Annotated in this window: 15 protein-coding genes; 11 read left to right on the forward strand and 4 right to left on the reverse strand. The window is 65.6% G+C overall.

The genetic code is table 11. The features are described from left to right. The first annotated feature begins 149 nt into the window (after positions 1–149). The gene (locus tag GGQ54_RS12395) at positions 150–1,106 is read left to right on the forward strand and encodes a sugar-binding transcriptional regulator (RefSeq protein ID WP_179445667.1); all 957 of its coding nucleotides are present in this window, start codon (positions 150–152) and stop codon (positions 1,104–1,106) included. A gap of 57 nt (positions 1,107–1,163) precedes the next feature. On the opposite strand, the gene GGQ54_RS12400 is transcribed toward GGQ54_RS12395, so the two are convergent. Then, the gene (locus GGQ54_RS12400; RefSeq protein WP_343045950.1) at positions 1,164–1,607 is read right to left on the reverse strand and encodes an Lrp/AsnC family transcriptional regulator; all 444 of its coding nucleotides are present in this window, start codon (positions 1,605–1,607) and stop codon (positions 1,164–1,166) included. After that, positions 1,604–2,722: an alanine dehydrogenase gene (gene ald / locus GGQ54_RS12405; RefSeq protein WP_179445668.1), complete on the reverse strand. Its 1,119-nt coding sequence runs from the start codon at positions 2,720–2,722 to the stop codon at positions 1,604–1,606. Before ald ends, GGQ54_RS12400 begins: the two co-directional genes overlap by 4 nt. Positions 2,723–2,876: 154 nt before the next feature. On the opposite strand from ald, the gene GGQ54_RS12410 reads away from it, so the two are divergent. The 6 genes from GGQ54_RS12410 to GGQ54_RS12435 all read left to right on the forward strand — a co-directional run bounded on the left by GGQ54_RS12410 (position 2,877) and on the right by GGQ54_RS12435 (position 9,327). Continuing rightward, positions 2,877–4,136 (forward strand): M18 family aminopeptidase, encoded by a 1,260-nt coding sequence (locus GGQ54_RS12410; protein WP_179445669.1) that lies wholly within the window; start codon positions 2,877–2,879, stop codon positions 4,134–4,136. 161 nt (positions 4,137–4,297) lie between these two features. Continuing rightward, entirely contained in the window at positions 4,298–4,723 is a 426-nt protein-coding gene (locus GGQ54_RS12415; RefSeq protein WP_218843858.1) for a DoxX family membrane protein, read from the forward strand. A 50-nt stretch (positions 4,724–4,773) separates the two neighbouring features. Then, entirely contained in the window at positions 4,774–5,865 is a 1,092-nt protein-coding gene (ychF, locus tag GGQ54_RS12420) for a redox-regulated ATPase YchF (RefSeq protein ID WP_179445671.1), read from the forward strand. Positions 5,866–5,938: 73 nt separating this feature from the next. Beyond that, entirely contained in the window at positions 5,939–6,430 is a 492-nt protein-coding gene (locus GGQ54_RS12425) for a GIY-YIG nuclease family protein (protein WP_179445672.1), read from the forward strand. A 125-nt stretch (positions 6,431–6,555) separates the two neighbouring features. Next, positions 6,556–8,037, forward strand: coding sequence for an ApeA N-terminal domain 1-containing protein (locus GGQ54_RS12430; RefSeq protein WP_179445673.1), 1,482 nt, complete (start codon positions 6,556–6,558; stop codon positions 8,035–8,037). Between the two features lie 237 nt (positions 8,038–8,274). Next, complete coding sequence (locus GGQ54_RS12435) at positions 8,275–9,327, forward strand: DUF4238 domain-containing protein (protein ID WP_179445674.1); 1,053 nt, start codon at positions 8,275–8,277, stop codon at positions 9,325–9,327. Between the two features lie 415 nt (positions 9,328–9,742). Here the strand turns inward: GGQ54_RS12435 and GGQ54_RS12440 are convergent, their stop codons facing one another. Further along, a complete protein-coding gene (locus GGQ54_RS12440) occupies positions 9,743–10,165 on the reverse strand; it encodes a haloacid dehalogenase-like hydrolase (protein ID WP_218843860.1) in 423 nt (140 codons plus the stop codon). A gap of 149 nt (positions 10,166–10,314) precedes the next feature. Here GGQ54_RS12440 and GGQ54_RS12445 point away from each other — a divergent pair, with 149 nt between their 5' ends. Both GGQ54_RS12445 and GGQ54_RS12450 read left to right on the forward strand, forming a co-directional pair. After that, on the forward strand, positions 10,315–10,665 hold the full coding sequence (locus tag GGQ54_RS12445; protein WP_343045951.1) for a type II toxin-antitoxin system RelE/ParE family toxin: 351 nt from the start codon (positions 10,315–10,317) through the stop codon (positions 10,663–10,665). A 5-nt stretch (positions 10,666–10,670) separates the two neighbouring features. Next, the gene (locus tag GGQ54_RS12450; protein ID WP_179445676.1) at positions 10,671–10,976 is read left to right on the forward strand and encodes an XRE family transcriptional regulator; all 306 of its coding nucleotides are present in this window, start codon (positions 10,671–10,673) and stop codon (positions 10,974–10,976) included. A gap of 84 nt (positions 10,977–11,060) precedes the next feature. Here GGQ54_RS12450 and GGQ54_RS12455 read toward each other — a convergent pair whose 3' ends face one another. Then, positions 11,061–11,786: a hypothetical protein gene (locus GGQ54_RS12455; RefSeq protein ID WP_179445677.1), complete on the reverse strand. Its 726-nt coding sequence runs from the start codon at positions 11,784–11,786 to the stop codon at positions 11,061–11,063. A 379-nt stretch (positions 11,787–12,165) separates the two neighbouring features. Between GGQ54_RS12455 and GGQ54_RS17090 the strand changes: the two genes are divergently transcribed. Both GGQ54_RS17090 and GGQ54_RS12465 read left to right on the forward strand, forming a co-directional pair. After that, complete coding sequence (locus GGQ54_RS17090) at positions 12,166–12,621, forward strand: OsmC family protein (protein ID WP_179445678.1); 456 nt, start codon at positions 12,166–12,168, stop codon at positions 12,619–12,621. After that, entirely contained in the window at positions 12,618–12,977 is a 360-nt protein-coding gene (locus tag GGQ54_RS12465; protein WP_179445679.1) for an amino acid-binding protein, read from the forward strand. The genes GGQ54_RS17090 and GGQ54_RS12465 overlap by 4 nt, the downstream gene beginning before the upstream one ends. Positions 12,978–13,085: the final 108 nt, after the last annotated feature.

The raw sequence follows: 13,085 nt of genomic DNA on the forward strand, positions 1-13,085 counted from the left end.
CGTTCCGGTGATCCAGCCAGTTGGACACTGAACGTATGTTCACGGATCGGCCGAGTGGCCGCGGTTGGAAGGGGTATTGCCGCGGGGGCCGGTGGTTCCGCACACAATTTCGGGGCCGGTGTGGCGGATGTGGCGGGGGAATGGGCGAGATGAGCCGGGAGCGGGTGCTGTTGCTGTTGCGCGTCGCGCGGCACTACTACGAGTTCGGCTGGGACCAGGCCAGGATCGCCGAGGTCGAGGGCGTCTCGCGGCCGACGGTCTCCCGGCTGCTCGCGGAGGCGCGGCGGCGAGGCATCGTCCGGATCGAGATCGGGCATCCGAGCGAGCGTGCCATCGAGCTCGAGGAGCGGCTCGCCCGGCGGTACGCGCTCAGCGGCGGCGCGCGGGTGGCCGCCGTTGATCCCGGCGCTCCTCTGAACTCTGCCCTCGGACAGGTGCTCGGCGAGATCCTGCAGGAGTGTGTGGCCGATGACTCGGTGATCGCGGCCTCCACGGGCGGCACCGTTTCGGAGTTGATCGAGGAACTGCCGAGCTGGCATCGGCCGGGGGTGGTGGTCGTCCAGATGATCGGCCTGCTCGACCAGGCGAACCCGATCATGGACGGCTCCGACATCGCGCGCCGGCTGGCACGGGCGTTCGGCGGCACCCACCGGGTCCTGCCCGCCCCGCTGATCGTCTCCGATGCGCGGGTGGCCGGCGGGCTGCGGCGGGAGAGCGCCGTCGCGACGGCGCTCGCGCTCGGGTCGCGGGCCGATGTCGCGGTGGTCGGCATCGGCGCCACCGGATCGGGACGGACGAACATCTTCGACGGGTTGCTCGCTCCCGCGGAGGAGGCCGAGATCGCCGAGCTCGGCGCCGTCGGGCACATCCTGGGCCGGCACTTCGACGCGGACGGCCGCTTCCTGGACCATCCGATCCACCAGCGGCTGATGGCGGTATCCGCCGAGCGACTCAGTGAGATTCCGTGCGTGATCGCGGCGGCCTACGGCCCGCAGAAGGTACGCGCGATCACCGCTGCGCTGTCGGCGGGGTGGGTCGACTGGTTGATCACCGATGCCGACACGGCCAGCACGCTGGTCGACGCGGAACCACCGGCGCCCGCCTGATCAATCCCGCTTGATCAACTCCGCTTGATCAGCTCCGCTTGATCAACTGCCGGTCGGTCAACGGTCGAGCCGCAACTGCGGCCCGACCGCGTGTCGCAGATGCACGAAACTCTCGGTGGCGGTCACATTCTCCAGCGACCGGATCTGCTCGATCACGGTCAGGAACTCCTCGTCGCTGCGGCAGGCCACCTCGGCGAGCAGGTCCACCGAGCCGGCGGTGAACACCACCGAGGTGACGCTGGGCAGCGCGGCCATCCGCTCGGCGATCGGTTGCAACGGGCCGTCGGTGCGTACCCCGATCGTGCCGCGCCGGTCGAAGCCCAGCGCCGCGGGATCCGGCACGGCGACGATCCGCATCAGCCCGGATTCGATCATGCGGGCCACGCGCTGCCGGACGGCTGCCTCCGACAGGCCGACATCCTTGCCGAGGGCCGCATAGGAGCGGCGCCCGTCGCGCTGCAACGCGACCAGGATCGCGCGCGAGACCTCGTCCGGGCTCACTCGGCGAGCACCTGTGCCTGCGGGGTCACGGGGATACCGAATGCCGCACCGACCGGCTCCTCGGTGAGCCGGCCGCCGTGGGTGTTCAGCCCCCGGGCCAGGGCCGGGTCGGCGCGCAGCGCCGGCAGCGTTCCCCGGTCGGCCAGCGCGGCAGCGTAGGGCAGCGTGACATTGGTCAGCGCGCGGGTCGAGGTGTGCGGCACCGCGCCCGGCATGTTCGCCACGCAGTAGAAGATCGTCTCGCCGACGCGGTAGGTCGGATCGGAGTGCGTGGTGGGCCGCGAGTCCTCGAAGCAGCCACCCTGGTCGATGGAGATGTCGACGAGCACCGCGCCCGGCTTCATCTTCTGCACCAGCGAATGCGGGATCACGGTCGGCGCCTTCGCGCCCGGAATCAGGACGGCGCCGATGATCATGTCGGCCTCGACCGCCTGCTGCTCGACCTCCCACGGCGTCGAGACCAGCGTGCGTACCCGATTGCCGAAGATCTTGTCGGCCGCTCGCAGCTTGTCGACGTTGAGGTCGAGCAGGGAGACGTCGGCGCCCATCCCGACGGCGATCTGGGCGGCGTTCATGCCCGCCACGCCGGCCCCGATCACGACCACGCGGGCCGGCGCGACGCCGGGCACGCCACCCGGCAGCACGCCGCGGCCGCCGTAGGGACGCATCAGTTGGTACGCCCCGGCCTGCGGCGCCAGCCGTCCGGCCACCTCGCTCATCGGCGCCAGCAGCGGCAGTTCGCCGGTCGCCGTCTGGACGGTCTCGTAGGCGATGCCGGTGACCTGCTTGTCGAGCAGTTCGCGGGTCAGCTCCGGAGCCGAGGCCAGGTGCAGATAGGTGAACAGCGTCAGGCCCGGCCGCAGTCGGCCGAACTCCTCGGCGACCGGTTCCTTGACCTTGAGCACCAGTTCGGCCCGGCCCCAGGTGTCGTCGGCGCCCGGCACGATCTGCGCGCCGGCCTCGGCGTACTCGGCGTCGGTGATCGCCGAGCCGAGGCCCGCGCCGGCCTGGACCAACACCTCGTGGCCCCGACGAGTCAGTTCGCTGGCCCCGGCCGGGGTCAGCGCGACCCGGTACTCGTTGTTCTTCACTTCGGTGGGTACGCCGACGCGCATCTGCTTCTCCTTCGAGGCGGTTGCTTGCCTCTCATTGTCGGCCGGTCGCAGGCAGATGTGCAATGGATTCGGTGGGACTTTTCATCCTCGACCACGCATCCAGTTGCAGTCGCGCCGATTCGGTGCGGATTCGGAGGGCTCTAGAGTCGCGGTCATGGATGCACCGACCCGTGATCTGGCCGACTTCGTGATCGCCTCGCCGACCTCCTTCCACGCCGCGGGCGAGGTCGCGCGACGGCTGCGGGCGGCCGGCTGGGCCGAGCAGCGGGCCGACGAGCGGTGGGATGCCGCTCCCGGCGGGCATTTCCTGGTCCGCGGCGGGGCAGTGCTCGCCTGGTGGGTACCCGAGGGCGCGGGGGCGGCGTCGGCGTACCGGATCGTCGGCGCGCACACCGACTCACCCGGGTTCAAGCTCAAGCCGAACCCGCAGTTGCGGCGGTTCGGCTGGGACCAGGTGGGGGTGGAGATCTACGGCGGGCCGCTGCTGGCCAGTTGGACCGATCGCGATCTCGGGTTGGCCGGGCGCGTGGTCGACGTCGAGGGCAACGAGGCGCTCGTCCGGACCGGTGCGATCATGCGGATCCCGGAGCTCGCGATTCACCTCGACCGCTCGGTCAACGAGCAGGGATTGAAGCTCGGCCGGCAGGCGCACACCGCGCCGGTCATCGGCCTGGGCGAGCGCGACCTGGTGTCGACACTGCTCGACGGGTCGGGCCTGCCCGGTGATCCGGTCGGCTTCGACGTGTACGCCTATGACACCCAGCCGCCCGCGGTGGTGGGCGATGCCGGCGAGTACTTCGCCAGCGGGCGGCTCGACAATCTGTCCAGCGTGCACGCCGGGCTGACCGCGTTGCTGAATCATGATCAGGAGTCGGGTGATCATGGTCCGGACGTCCGGGTGCTGGCCGCATTCGATCATGAGGAGGTGGGCAGCGGGAGTGCCACCGGCGCCTCGGGTGCGCTGCTGGAGGGCGTGCTGCGGCGTACCTCAGGCGCGCTCGGTGCCGACGGTGATCAGCACGAGGCGATGCTCGCGCGGTCCTTCCACGTGTCTTCCGATGCGGGGCACGCCGTGCATCCGAACTATGCCGAGCGGCACGATCCGGCGAACCATCCGCTGCTGAACGGCGGCCCGCTGCTCAAGATCAACGCCAACCAGCGCTATGCGACCGACGGGCCCGGCGCCGTCCGATGGGCGCGGGCATGCCACGCGGCGGGGGTCGAGCTGCAGCCGTTCGTGTCGAACAACGACATCCCGTGCGGCAGCACGATCGGTCCGCTGACGGCGACGCGGCTCGGCATCGACACGGTCGATGTCGGCGTACCGCTGCTCAGCATGCATTCGGTGCGGGAGTTCGCGGGTACGCGCGATCTCGCCGGTCTCGCCGCGGCGCTCCGCGCGTACCTGTGGTGAACGGTTCCTTTCTGGTCAGCAAAATCCGGGGGCAGCGGGAACGGAGTACGGCAGGCTGTCGTTCGAAGTGTTGAAATGTCAACCACTGACCGAAAGGGCAGCAACCCATGAACCAGTCCGCGACAGACTCCCCCCAGGCAGGCCGCGGCAGGATCGAAGATGTGGCACGGCTCGTGCTGCGCGGCGTGCTGGGGATCGTGATGATCGCCCACGGCGTGCAGAAGGTGAGCTCCGGTGGTCTCGGTGCCGCCGGGGCCTCCTTCGAGCGGATGGGCATTCCCGGTGGCGCCGTGTTCGGGCCGCTGGTCGCCCTGCTCGAGCTGGCGGGCGGGGCGGCGATGCTGCTCGGCCTGCTCACGCCGATCGTCGGCGCGTTGTTTGCGCTGACGATGCTCGGTGCCGCGGTGCTGGTGCACGGCGGCAACGGGTTCTATGCCCAGGCCGGCGGGTATGAGTTCGCGCTCGTGCTCGCGGTGCTCAGTGCGTACCTCGCCGTGGTCGGGCCCGGCCGGCTGAGCGTCGACTCGCGGCTGCTCGTGCCGGTGCTGCGCCGGCGCGGGGACCGGGCGGTGCCGGCGGGCGCCTGAGCCCCGGCGCGGATGGGAGAACGCCGCGCCGGCCATTAGTGTTGGCCGGCGTGGCACTCACCATCGGAATCGTCGGCCTGCCGAATGCCGGCAAGTCGACCCTGTTCAACGCCCTGACCCGCAACAACGTGCTCGCGGAGAACTACCCCTTCGCGACGATCGAGCCGAATACCGGCGTGGTCGGGGTGCCGGATCCGCGACTGAAGGTGCTGGCCGGCATCTTCGGCTCGGAGAAGATCGTGCCCGCCACCGTGACCTTCGTCGACATCGCCGGGATCGTCCGCGGCGCGAGCCAGGGTGAGGGGATGGGCAATGCGTTCTTGTCCCACATCCGCGAGGCCGACGCGATCTGCCAGGTGACGCGGGTCTTCGCCGATCCGGACGTGACGCACGTGGACGGAGCGGTGAATCCGGGGTCGGACATCGAGACGATCAAGACCGAGCTGATCCTGGCTGACCTGCAGACCATCGAGCGGGCGCTGCCGCGGATGGAGAAGGAGGCCCGGATCAACAAGGACCGGGCGGAGGCCGTTGCCGCGGTGAAGGAGGCGCAGGCGGTGCTCGAGTCCGGGCGTACCGTCTTCGAGGCGGGGCTGGACCGCGGGCCGCTGCGGGATCTGTTCCTGCTCACCGCCAAGCCGTTCCTGTATGTCTTCAATCTTGATTCCGACGAGTTGGCCGATGATCAACTGAAGGAGCGCCTGCAGGCGCTGGTCGCGCCCGCCGAGGCGATCTTCCTGGACGCCAAGATCGAATCCGAGCTGGCCGAGATGGAGCCCGATGAGGCCGCGGAGTTCCTTTCCGACATGGGAATCGCTGAGCCAGGTCTGGACGTTCTGGCTCGCGTCGGCTACGACACCCTGGGCCTGCAGAGCTATCTGACCGCCGGCCCGAAGGAGTCCCGCGGCTGGACGATCCCCAAGGGCGCGACCGCCCCACAGGCGGCGGGCGTGATCCACACCGACTTCGAGAAGGGCTTCATCAAGGCCGAGGTCGTCACCTTCGATGATCTTGTCGCCGCCGGGTCGATGGCCGAGGCCAAGGCCAAGGGGAAGGTACGCCTGGAAGGCAAGGACTACGTGATGGCCGACGGTGATGTGGTGGAGTTCCGGCACGGAGCAACCTCTGGCGGTAAGAAGTGATCTCAGGGTTGAGGGTGACGAAGCCTTCAGATAACTCTTCGTTTGCTTCGGGCTGTCGACCAAAGGATGCTTGATGTCGATAATCAAGAGTTATGGCGAGTTCTGGAACCCTGACGCCGTTGACTGGAGGGACAGGAACCTCCAAGGTAGTTGGCGCGACGATGGCGTAACGAGGGAGAATAACTTTTGGAGCGCCAAAGGAATATATGTTCTCTATCAGGAGTTCAAGCCTATCTACGTTGGCAAGGCGCTAGCCAATAGTTCCGGTGTTGGTAAACGACTGGCAGATCACTTGACTGATCGCTTGGTTGCTCGGTGGGACATGTTCTCGTGGTACTCATTGTCAAAGCCTAAGAAGACGTCGACAGCGGTGGCGCTCGCAGGCGGGCGTCATTTGACAACGGAACAGATGGTTGAGACTTTGGAAGCGATCGCAATTCTGATCACGGATCCTCCACTCAATCGCAAGCGCGAGACTCTATCCGGAGCGATCGAAGTTGAGCAAGTTGGAGGGAATATCCGCACCCTGCGCTCTTACCTACAAGAGCTGGTTGATCGCCCATGATTCGGTACCTTGCGCTAGTTGTGACAGTCAAGCTTGGTTTCGAAAAAAAAATCTCGACGTGGTGGAGTTCAGATTTTCGAACTGACATCTCGCGGCGAGGAGTGAAGGAGCGCTGTCGGAGCGCAATGTCCAACGATCCCTTGAGTCTCGATGAGGCCGGCGAGTGGGCTGGTCTGTGGTGGCTACCGGACGACCCAGACGAGACGGTCCCGGGCGTCCTCCGATACGACGCAGACGGTGGCCTTTCACTGTCGTTGATCGGCGCGTTCGAGGACCGCATCACGTCGACCCCCAAACCTGGGGTGACCGCGTACCACGAGGGCACCAGGACATGGGACGTGATCCATGGCAGTGCCGAGCAACGCGAGATCACCCTCCTCGGCACCGTTCCGCGCCGCAGTAGGAGGACATTCGGTGCCCGGGTGGCGAGCCCCGACAAGCAGACCGTCACCGCGACGGTTGCCATCATCGGTGCGCATATCAGCGGCGATGCGGATCCGGCGTTCGCTACGGCAGAGGTCTCGGTCGAGGACTTGGTCCTCTGGGCGGCGTCTTCAGTGTTCGAAGTATTCGTCGGCGTTCCCGATGGCAAGATTGACGGGACCGGACGTATCTCGGTGAAGCCGGTCGAGGCGCAGTCGGTCGTGGTCGATGACACCGAGTATCGCCTTGTGCATACTCACACGCTCCCGTACTTCGAGCAGCGCAAGGGAGACGCTGTCGGGCGTGTGAAGGACACGGTCTCCATCCGCGTCGCGCCGGCCGAACCGTTGTCGCTGAGCGTTGCTCTGCACGAGGCGAGTCTGGTCCAGGACCTGATCTCCTTAGCGACGCATCGCGCGGCTGGGGTGATCTGGCTCCGATTGGAAGTAGCTGGTTCCGAGTTACAGCTGCCTGACGGTCGGACCTTGCCGCGCCGACGTGCCGATGTGCTCTACTCGCCCGCCGCACTCGGCAAGCATGACGCGAAGGTCGTCGATTACCATCGAGTGTTCTTCACTTGCGATTCGCTCCCGTTCGAGGAGGTCCTACCCCGCTGGTGTGAGGCTCATGGCCGCCTGCAAGCAGCGACGAACATGATCTTGGGCTTGCGCTACGCGCCGGCTCGATTCGTAGAGAACAATCTTCTGACGGCAGTCGGGAGTGCTGAGGTGCTGCACCGTAACCTCCACATCGACGAGAAGCCGTTCCCCAAGGCAGAGTTCACGTCGATGCGCGAGGCGATGCTTGCACAGGTCCCCGATGAGCACCGGGACCGCTTCCAAGGGGCGATCCGTAACGATCCGACGCTCCGGGACCGGCTCTACGCCCTTGCCGCGCGACCCGATCAGGAAGCGATCGCGCAGCTTGTGCCGGACGTCGACCATTGGACGAAGAGGACGACGCGGGCCCGAAATGACCTCGCGCATGAGGGCAGGACGCCGAACCATTCCATCGAGGAGCTGATCGCCATCGTCGAGGTGACGACCGCAGTCGTGATCCTCAACGTCTTGCACGAACTCGGGTTGTCGGCGGAGCGACAGCGAGGGATCGTGCGGGATCATCCAACACTCAGGTACACGTCGGGTCTTGCTCGCGAGTGGTTGGTTGCCCCCGAATCTGATTGATCGCCCTGCTCGCTGCTGGGCTCAGGTCGGCCATTCGTCTGAGAGTGTCGGGGCCGTCGGGAAGACTGTTGATGTGAAGAAGGCGCGGTCGTCGAGATCGACGCACGCCGCGCACGCGCGACGTAGGGGTCAACACTTCCTCACGAACTCGATTCCATAACACGCACGCCGCGCACGCGCGACGTACGGGCTGCATGGGAGAGAGCGATTTAGTGCGACCGCATAGGAGGTGCGCGCATGACTGACAAGAGGAGCACGGCGAAGCTGCATCACTATGTGCCGCAGGGATACCTTCGGGGCTTCGCGACGGACATAGAGCGGGTCAGGGTCGTGCCCCTCGACCGCTCTCGGCAGCCATACACGCCGAGCGTGAAGAACGTAGCTGCGCAGAACCACTTCCACACGGTCGGTGAGTTCGATGAGCCGGATGCGTTCGAGAAAGCGCTGAGCGACGTCGAGGGCCAAGCTCTTGGCATCATCAGGGGCTTCGCCAACGGTGAGTTTCCCCCCTCCGAGGAGAACAGGTGGGCCTTCGCCCACTACACGGCGTTGCAGAGCGTGCGCGGGCCGGACACCCGGAGGACGACCGAGCATCTGCGCACGACCATGGTCGGGCTGGAGGTGGGTGCCGGTGGCCGCAAGAATGTCGGTGCCTGGATCCGTGACAATTTCGGAATCGACCCGACGCCCGAGCAAGAGGATCGGATCTGGGACGAGGCCACCCAACCTGGTGGACCGCCGATCAGTTTTTCCAACCTGGCTCACATCCAGAACACGGTCGAGACCGCGATCGAGCTGACGCCTTACCTCGCCACCCGCCCCTGGACACTCGTTCGCTTCGACCGGCGCTCCCTCATCACGTCGGATGCTCCGGTCAGCCTGGTGCGCCGACCGAACGACCAGCCGTGGGAGGGAGTCGGTTTTGCGACGGCATGGGGCGTCACGTTCCCGTTAACGCGCAAGCTGGGGCTGCTCATGAGTGACCCCATGGCGATGTTGGAAGGTTTCGAAGCGGACGATCCGCGCGTCCAGCAGGTCCGCGAGATGGTGCTTGCTGGACGGATCGACCAAATCCAGTCCGGGACCACAGTAATGGAGAAGCTGTTCAACCAGCACACGGCGCAGTCGGCCCGCGAGTACGTCTTTCACCACCCTGAGGACGAGCGCTTCGTCCTTGCCGAGTTGCCTGAACCGGATCTCATCAACATCAAACCGGTGGGGGGAATCGTCAACATGGACTTCGACGGTGAGCCGCTGTTCGCGCCGCAAGTACACGAGGGTCAGGCGTGACGTTCGGAAGCGGAAAGGGCAGGTACCTTTCGTAGTCGGACCGAGCAGACTGCCCTGCGTGTGGGCATGTGGTCGAGTTCAGATTCTCAAACTGACATCTTGCGGCGAGGCACGAGGCTTCGGTCGGCAATGTCCAAGGATCTCTTGAGTCTCGATGAGCTGTGGGCCCGAGAGTCGCTCTCGATGAGTCTGAGCGCAGCCTGCGTTGCGCGATGTTTTACGAGCTAGCTCAACCTCACGCCCGACCGGAGGAACTTGTCGTGCGCACGCGTGGATGCGCCGATGAGAACAACTCGCGCCGCCACCTGCGCCGTCGGCAGATCGGTTGTGGAGTCGGTGACGAACTCGGCGTCCTCGATGGATACGCCCATTTCGTGGAGTGCTTCCATCTTCCGCGTGCCGACCCGGTGGTCGGCTACTCATACGGCACCGCGGCATGGTCGAGCAAGGCTGCAGCGAGGGAGCGCTCGGTGGCCGTGGCGACAACGATGCGCGCACCCTTGGCGTGTTGACGCCGTAGTCGGTCCACGGCCCAAGGGCGAATCCAACACGGGTCGCCTGCGATTCGCTTCCCGAATGCCCGGGCTTCGGCGATGTACTCCCGCTCGCGCAAGCCGGTCATAGCTATCTCCGCGACTCGCTGCGCAGCTTCGTGCCGAGTGGCTACGTCGCCTCGGAGCATGGGCATCGCCGCCATGGTGGCCCGCAGCAGCCGCAATGGTGCCCGACGCAAGCGGCGGATGACCAGGGCGGTGAACGTATCCCTCCGGGTGATCACGCCGTCGAGGTCGTCGATGACCAGGCGGTGATCACCGTCCTCGTCGGTAGCTGTTTGCATAGTGCGGACGCTACCCAGACTACGGTGGAGTTTGCGGGGTCTTCATGATCTTTGCGGGGTCTTCGTGATCGAGGTGTCGTTGCAGGCGGAACTCGCAGGTTCGAACATACCTCTTGAGTTCTAGAATGCGTGAGTTGTATCCTCGTGTCGTGTGGGAGATCGACAGCGACCTCGTGGAGGAGTGGCTGCTCGGGCTCGACGACGACTCCTACGCACAGGTGATCGCGGCCCTGCAGGTGCTGGCGAGCGACGGTCCGGCACTCGGGCGACCGCTCGTCGACACGATCCAGGCGTCGCGGCACAAGAACATGAAGGAGCTGCGCCCCGGGTCATCCGGCCGCAGCGAGATGCGGATCCTGTTCGTCTTCGACCCGAAGCGACGAGCGATCCTGCTGCTCGGTGGTGACAAGCAGGGTCAGTGGCAGAAGTGGTACCGCAAGAACATTCCGATCGCCGATGGCAGATACGACGAACATCTGCGACGACTCAAAGGAAGGTGAGTGACATGGCCAAGACCCTCGATGACCTGCTCGCCAAGCGACCTGCTGACCCGGAGAAGGTCGCGGCTCACGAAGCACGAATTCGCGCCGAGGTGCGCGCCTACCGGCTGCGGGAACTACGCGAGGCGCACAACCTCACCCAGACTGACGTCGCGCAACAACTGGCCGTGAGCCAGAAGCGTGTCTCGAAGATCGAACATGGCGACATCGAGCGCACGCAGGTCGACACGCTGCGCCGCTACGTGGAGGCCGTCGGCGGGACGCTTCGGGTCGAGGTCCAGGTTGGCGACGAGTCGTATCAAATCGCCTAGGCCCTCCACGTCCGTCAGTGCTTCCACTGCTGGTTGATTCGACCCCAGATGGTTCTTCGTGTGGCGACGTGGTGGGGTTCCGGTTCAACGTGTGAGTTCGCCGCCTTCATTGACTTGCTTGCCTTGTTCTATGAAATCCAATGCCGCGTCCGTTTCTCTAAGCACAGCAGCGACATCCCTTTCGCTCAGGGCATCAATGAAAAAGATCTTTCGGCCGATCTTGTACAGCGATGTGCCGATGATCGCGCCGCGACTGCGGTCGGCGATCCAGAAACGGTCATGGAAGTCCTTGGACTGCACCACCTGGACGTCCGTGTCAGCGCGTTTCGCCGCGAGTTCGGCCAGCACGGCGTCGCGGACGTCAGGGTGCGTCTGGTCTCCATCGACTATCGTGACTAGCTTGGCACCACTCGCGAGGAGCGGCGTGATGAGGTCGGCCACTGACTGCGCGTAGTCCTCGAGGTCCTTCTTGGCGCTGTTTGTGAACAGGTAAGGATCGGTGATGAGTAGCTCGTCCTGCGGGTCCAGCCGCCTCAAGCGTTCAGCGATGTACTGGGCTGTCTGCTCCGGGGGAGCCTTGGGAGAAACATCCTCCTGTACCCGCGCAACCCGGAGGAAGGCGCTTGGTCCATCATTGCGTAGTCGCTTCTGCACCTCCTCCAGCGTGTAGCCCCGTTCCTGCCATCTCAGGTCGTAACCGAGCTCCTCGGCGAAGTCGGCCACTTTCAGCAAGTCCGTGTGCGAGATGTCCGGCGCGAACCGAAATGAGTTCTGGTCGTCCTGCCAATAGAGATCGTCGTCGGCGTCCATTATTCTATGATGCCCTCGTCCGCTCGCCCACCAACCTCACCGACCCGGCACTTGGCAATTGAGTATGGATGACTGCTATAAGCACGCCCGAGGTTGCTGGCTAGAAGCCGGCCATCTCGATGCCCGGCTGGTTCGACCAGAAAGGTTGCCTGGCCGAGCTTAGCCTCGAGTACCCGCCGGAATGTCCTGGAGGGCGTGAGCGTGCGGGCCCGCGTCGGCAGATGCTTCTTTCCGCGGGCGCGCGGTGAAGTTCCGCTTCAACGTGTGAGTAACGTGGTCCGGCGCGTACCCACCCGTCTTCGTGATCAGTGACGCTTCGTCGTCCTGACGCAGAGTTCCTTCGACGGAGGCCGAAGTGTTTCACCCCTACCGTCATGGCGTGGCTGAACACGAGTACACGGCAGCGATCAACTGGTCCGGCACCACGCGTGGGGGCTATCGGTCTTTCTCCCGTACGCACACGGCGTCGCTCGCGGGAGCCTCAGACCTGACGATGAGTGCTGATGCGGCGTTCCGGGGCGATGCGGACCTCACCAACCCGGAGCAGCTGCTGGTCGTGGCGGCGAGCTCGTGCCAGATGCTGTCGTTCCTCGCCTCGGCAGCGCGGGCCGGGGTGGATGTCGTCGGGTACGAGGACTTGGCGCGCGGCAGGATGCCGCTGCGGGATGGTCAGATGTCCATCACCGACATTGAGCTGCGGCCGGTCATTCAAGTGCGCGGCGCGGACGGGGATGCTGTTGAGGACCTGGTGCATGTGGCGCATGAGCGGTGCTACATCGCGAACTCCCTGCGAAGTGAGGTCCGGGTGATCCCCAAGATCGTGATCTTCGGATGAAGGACGTCTGCGTTCGAGGTGTTCGGTCGGCCAGGGATCTCGCCGACCTCGCTTCGGTTCTGGGTCAGGCGGGCATCGGCCTCGAAGGCGGCGGGATGTGGGAGGGCGTCGCCCACTACCTCGTGGACGACGGGGTCGCGGCACGCGCGGCACTGACCACGGCCGGGTACGCGGCCGTCGAAGTGCGTTCGGCAGTTCTCGCTCCGCTCGACGCCGATGTGCCTGGCGCGCTGGGGCGCTTGATGGCAGACATTGCGGACTCCGGGAAGGAGATCGTCGCTCAGTACAGCGATCATCAGAACCGCAAGGTGCTCGTCATGGGCGACTCCCGTGTGGATGGGACGGCGAAGCGATGAGCGCACGGGTCGTCGCCGCACGGCGATGAGGACAGCACGGTCGTGCTACGACCACTGGCGGGTCGGGTGGCGACTGGCTTCCGTTGAGCCGGGCCCGGAGATGCTACA

Source organism: Naumannella cuiyingiana (assembly GCF_013408305.1).
In the GTDB taxonomy this organism is placed as follows: Bacteria; Actinomycetota; Actinomycetes; order Propionibacteriales; family Propionibacteriaceae; genus Naumannella; species Naumannella cuiyingiana.

Bases quoted from the DNA above. Each gene is read 5' to 3' on its own strand.
- GGQ54_RS12395 (WP_179445667.1), top strand. From the start codon at position 150: ATGAGCCGGGAGCGGGTGCTGTTGCTGTTGCGCGTCGCGCGGCACTAC.
- ald (WP_179445668.1), bottom strand. From the start codon at position 2,722: ATGCGCGTCGGCGTACCCACCGAAGTGAAGAACAACGAGTACCGGGTC.
- GGQ54_RS12410 (WP_179445669.1), top strand. From the start codon at position 2,877: ATGGATGCACCGACCCGTGATCTGGCCGACTTCGTGATCGCCTCGCCG.
- GGQ54_RS12425 (WP_179445672.1), top strand. From the start codon at position 5,939: ATGTCGATAATCAAGAGTTATGGCGAGTTCTGGAACCCTGACGCCGTT.
- GGQ54_RS12430 (WP_179445673.1), top strand. From the start codon at position 6,556: ATGTCCAACGATCCCTTGAGTCTCGATGAGGCCGGCGAGTGGGCTGGT.
- GGQ54_RS12435 (WP_179445674.1), top strand. From the start codon at position 8,275: ATGACTGACAAGAGGAGCACGGCGAAGCTGCATCACTATGTGCCGCAG.
- GGQ54_RS12440 (WP_218843860.1), bottom strand. From the start codon at position 10,165: ATGCAAACAGCTACCGACGAGGACGGTGATCACCGCCTGGTCATCGAC.
- GGQ54_RS12450 (WP_179445676.1), top strand. From the start codon at position 10,671: ATGGCCAAGACCCTCGATGACCTGCTCGCCAAGCGACCTGCTGACCCG.
- GGQ54_RS12455 (WP_179445677.1), bottom strand. From the start codon at position 11,786: ATGGACGCCGACGACGATCTCTATTGGCAGGACGACCAGAACTCATTT.
- GGQ54_RS12465 (WP_179445679.1), top strand. From the start codon at position 12,618: ATGAAGGACGTCTGCGTTCGAGGTGTTCGGTCGGCCAGGGATCTCGCC.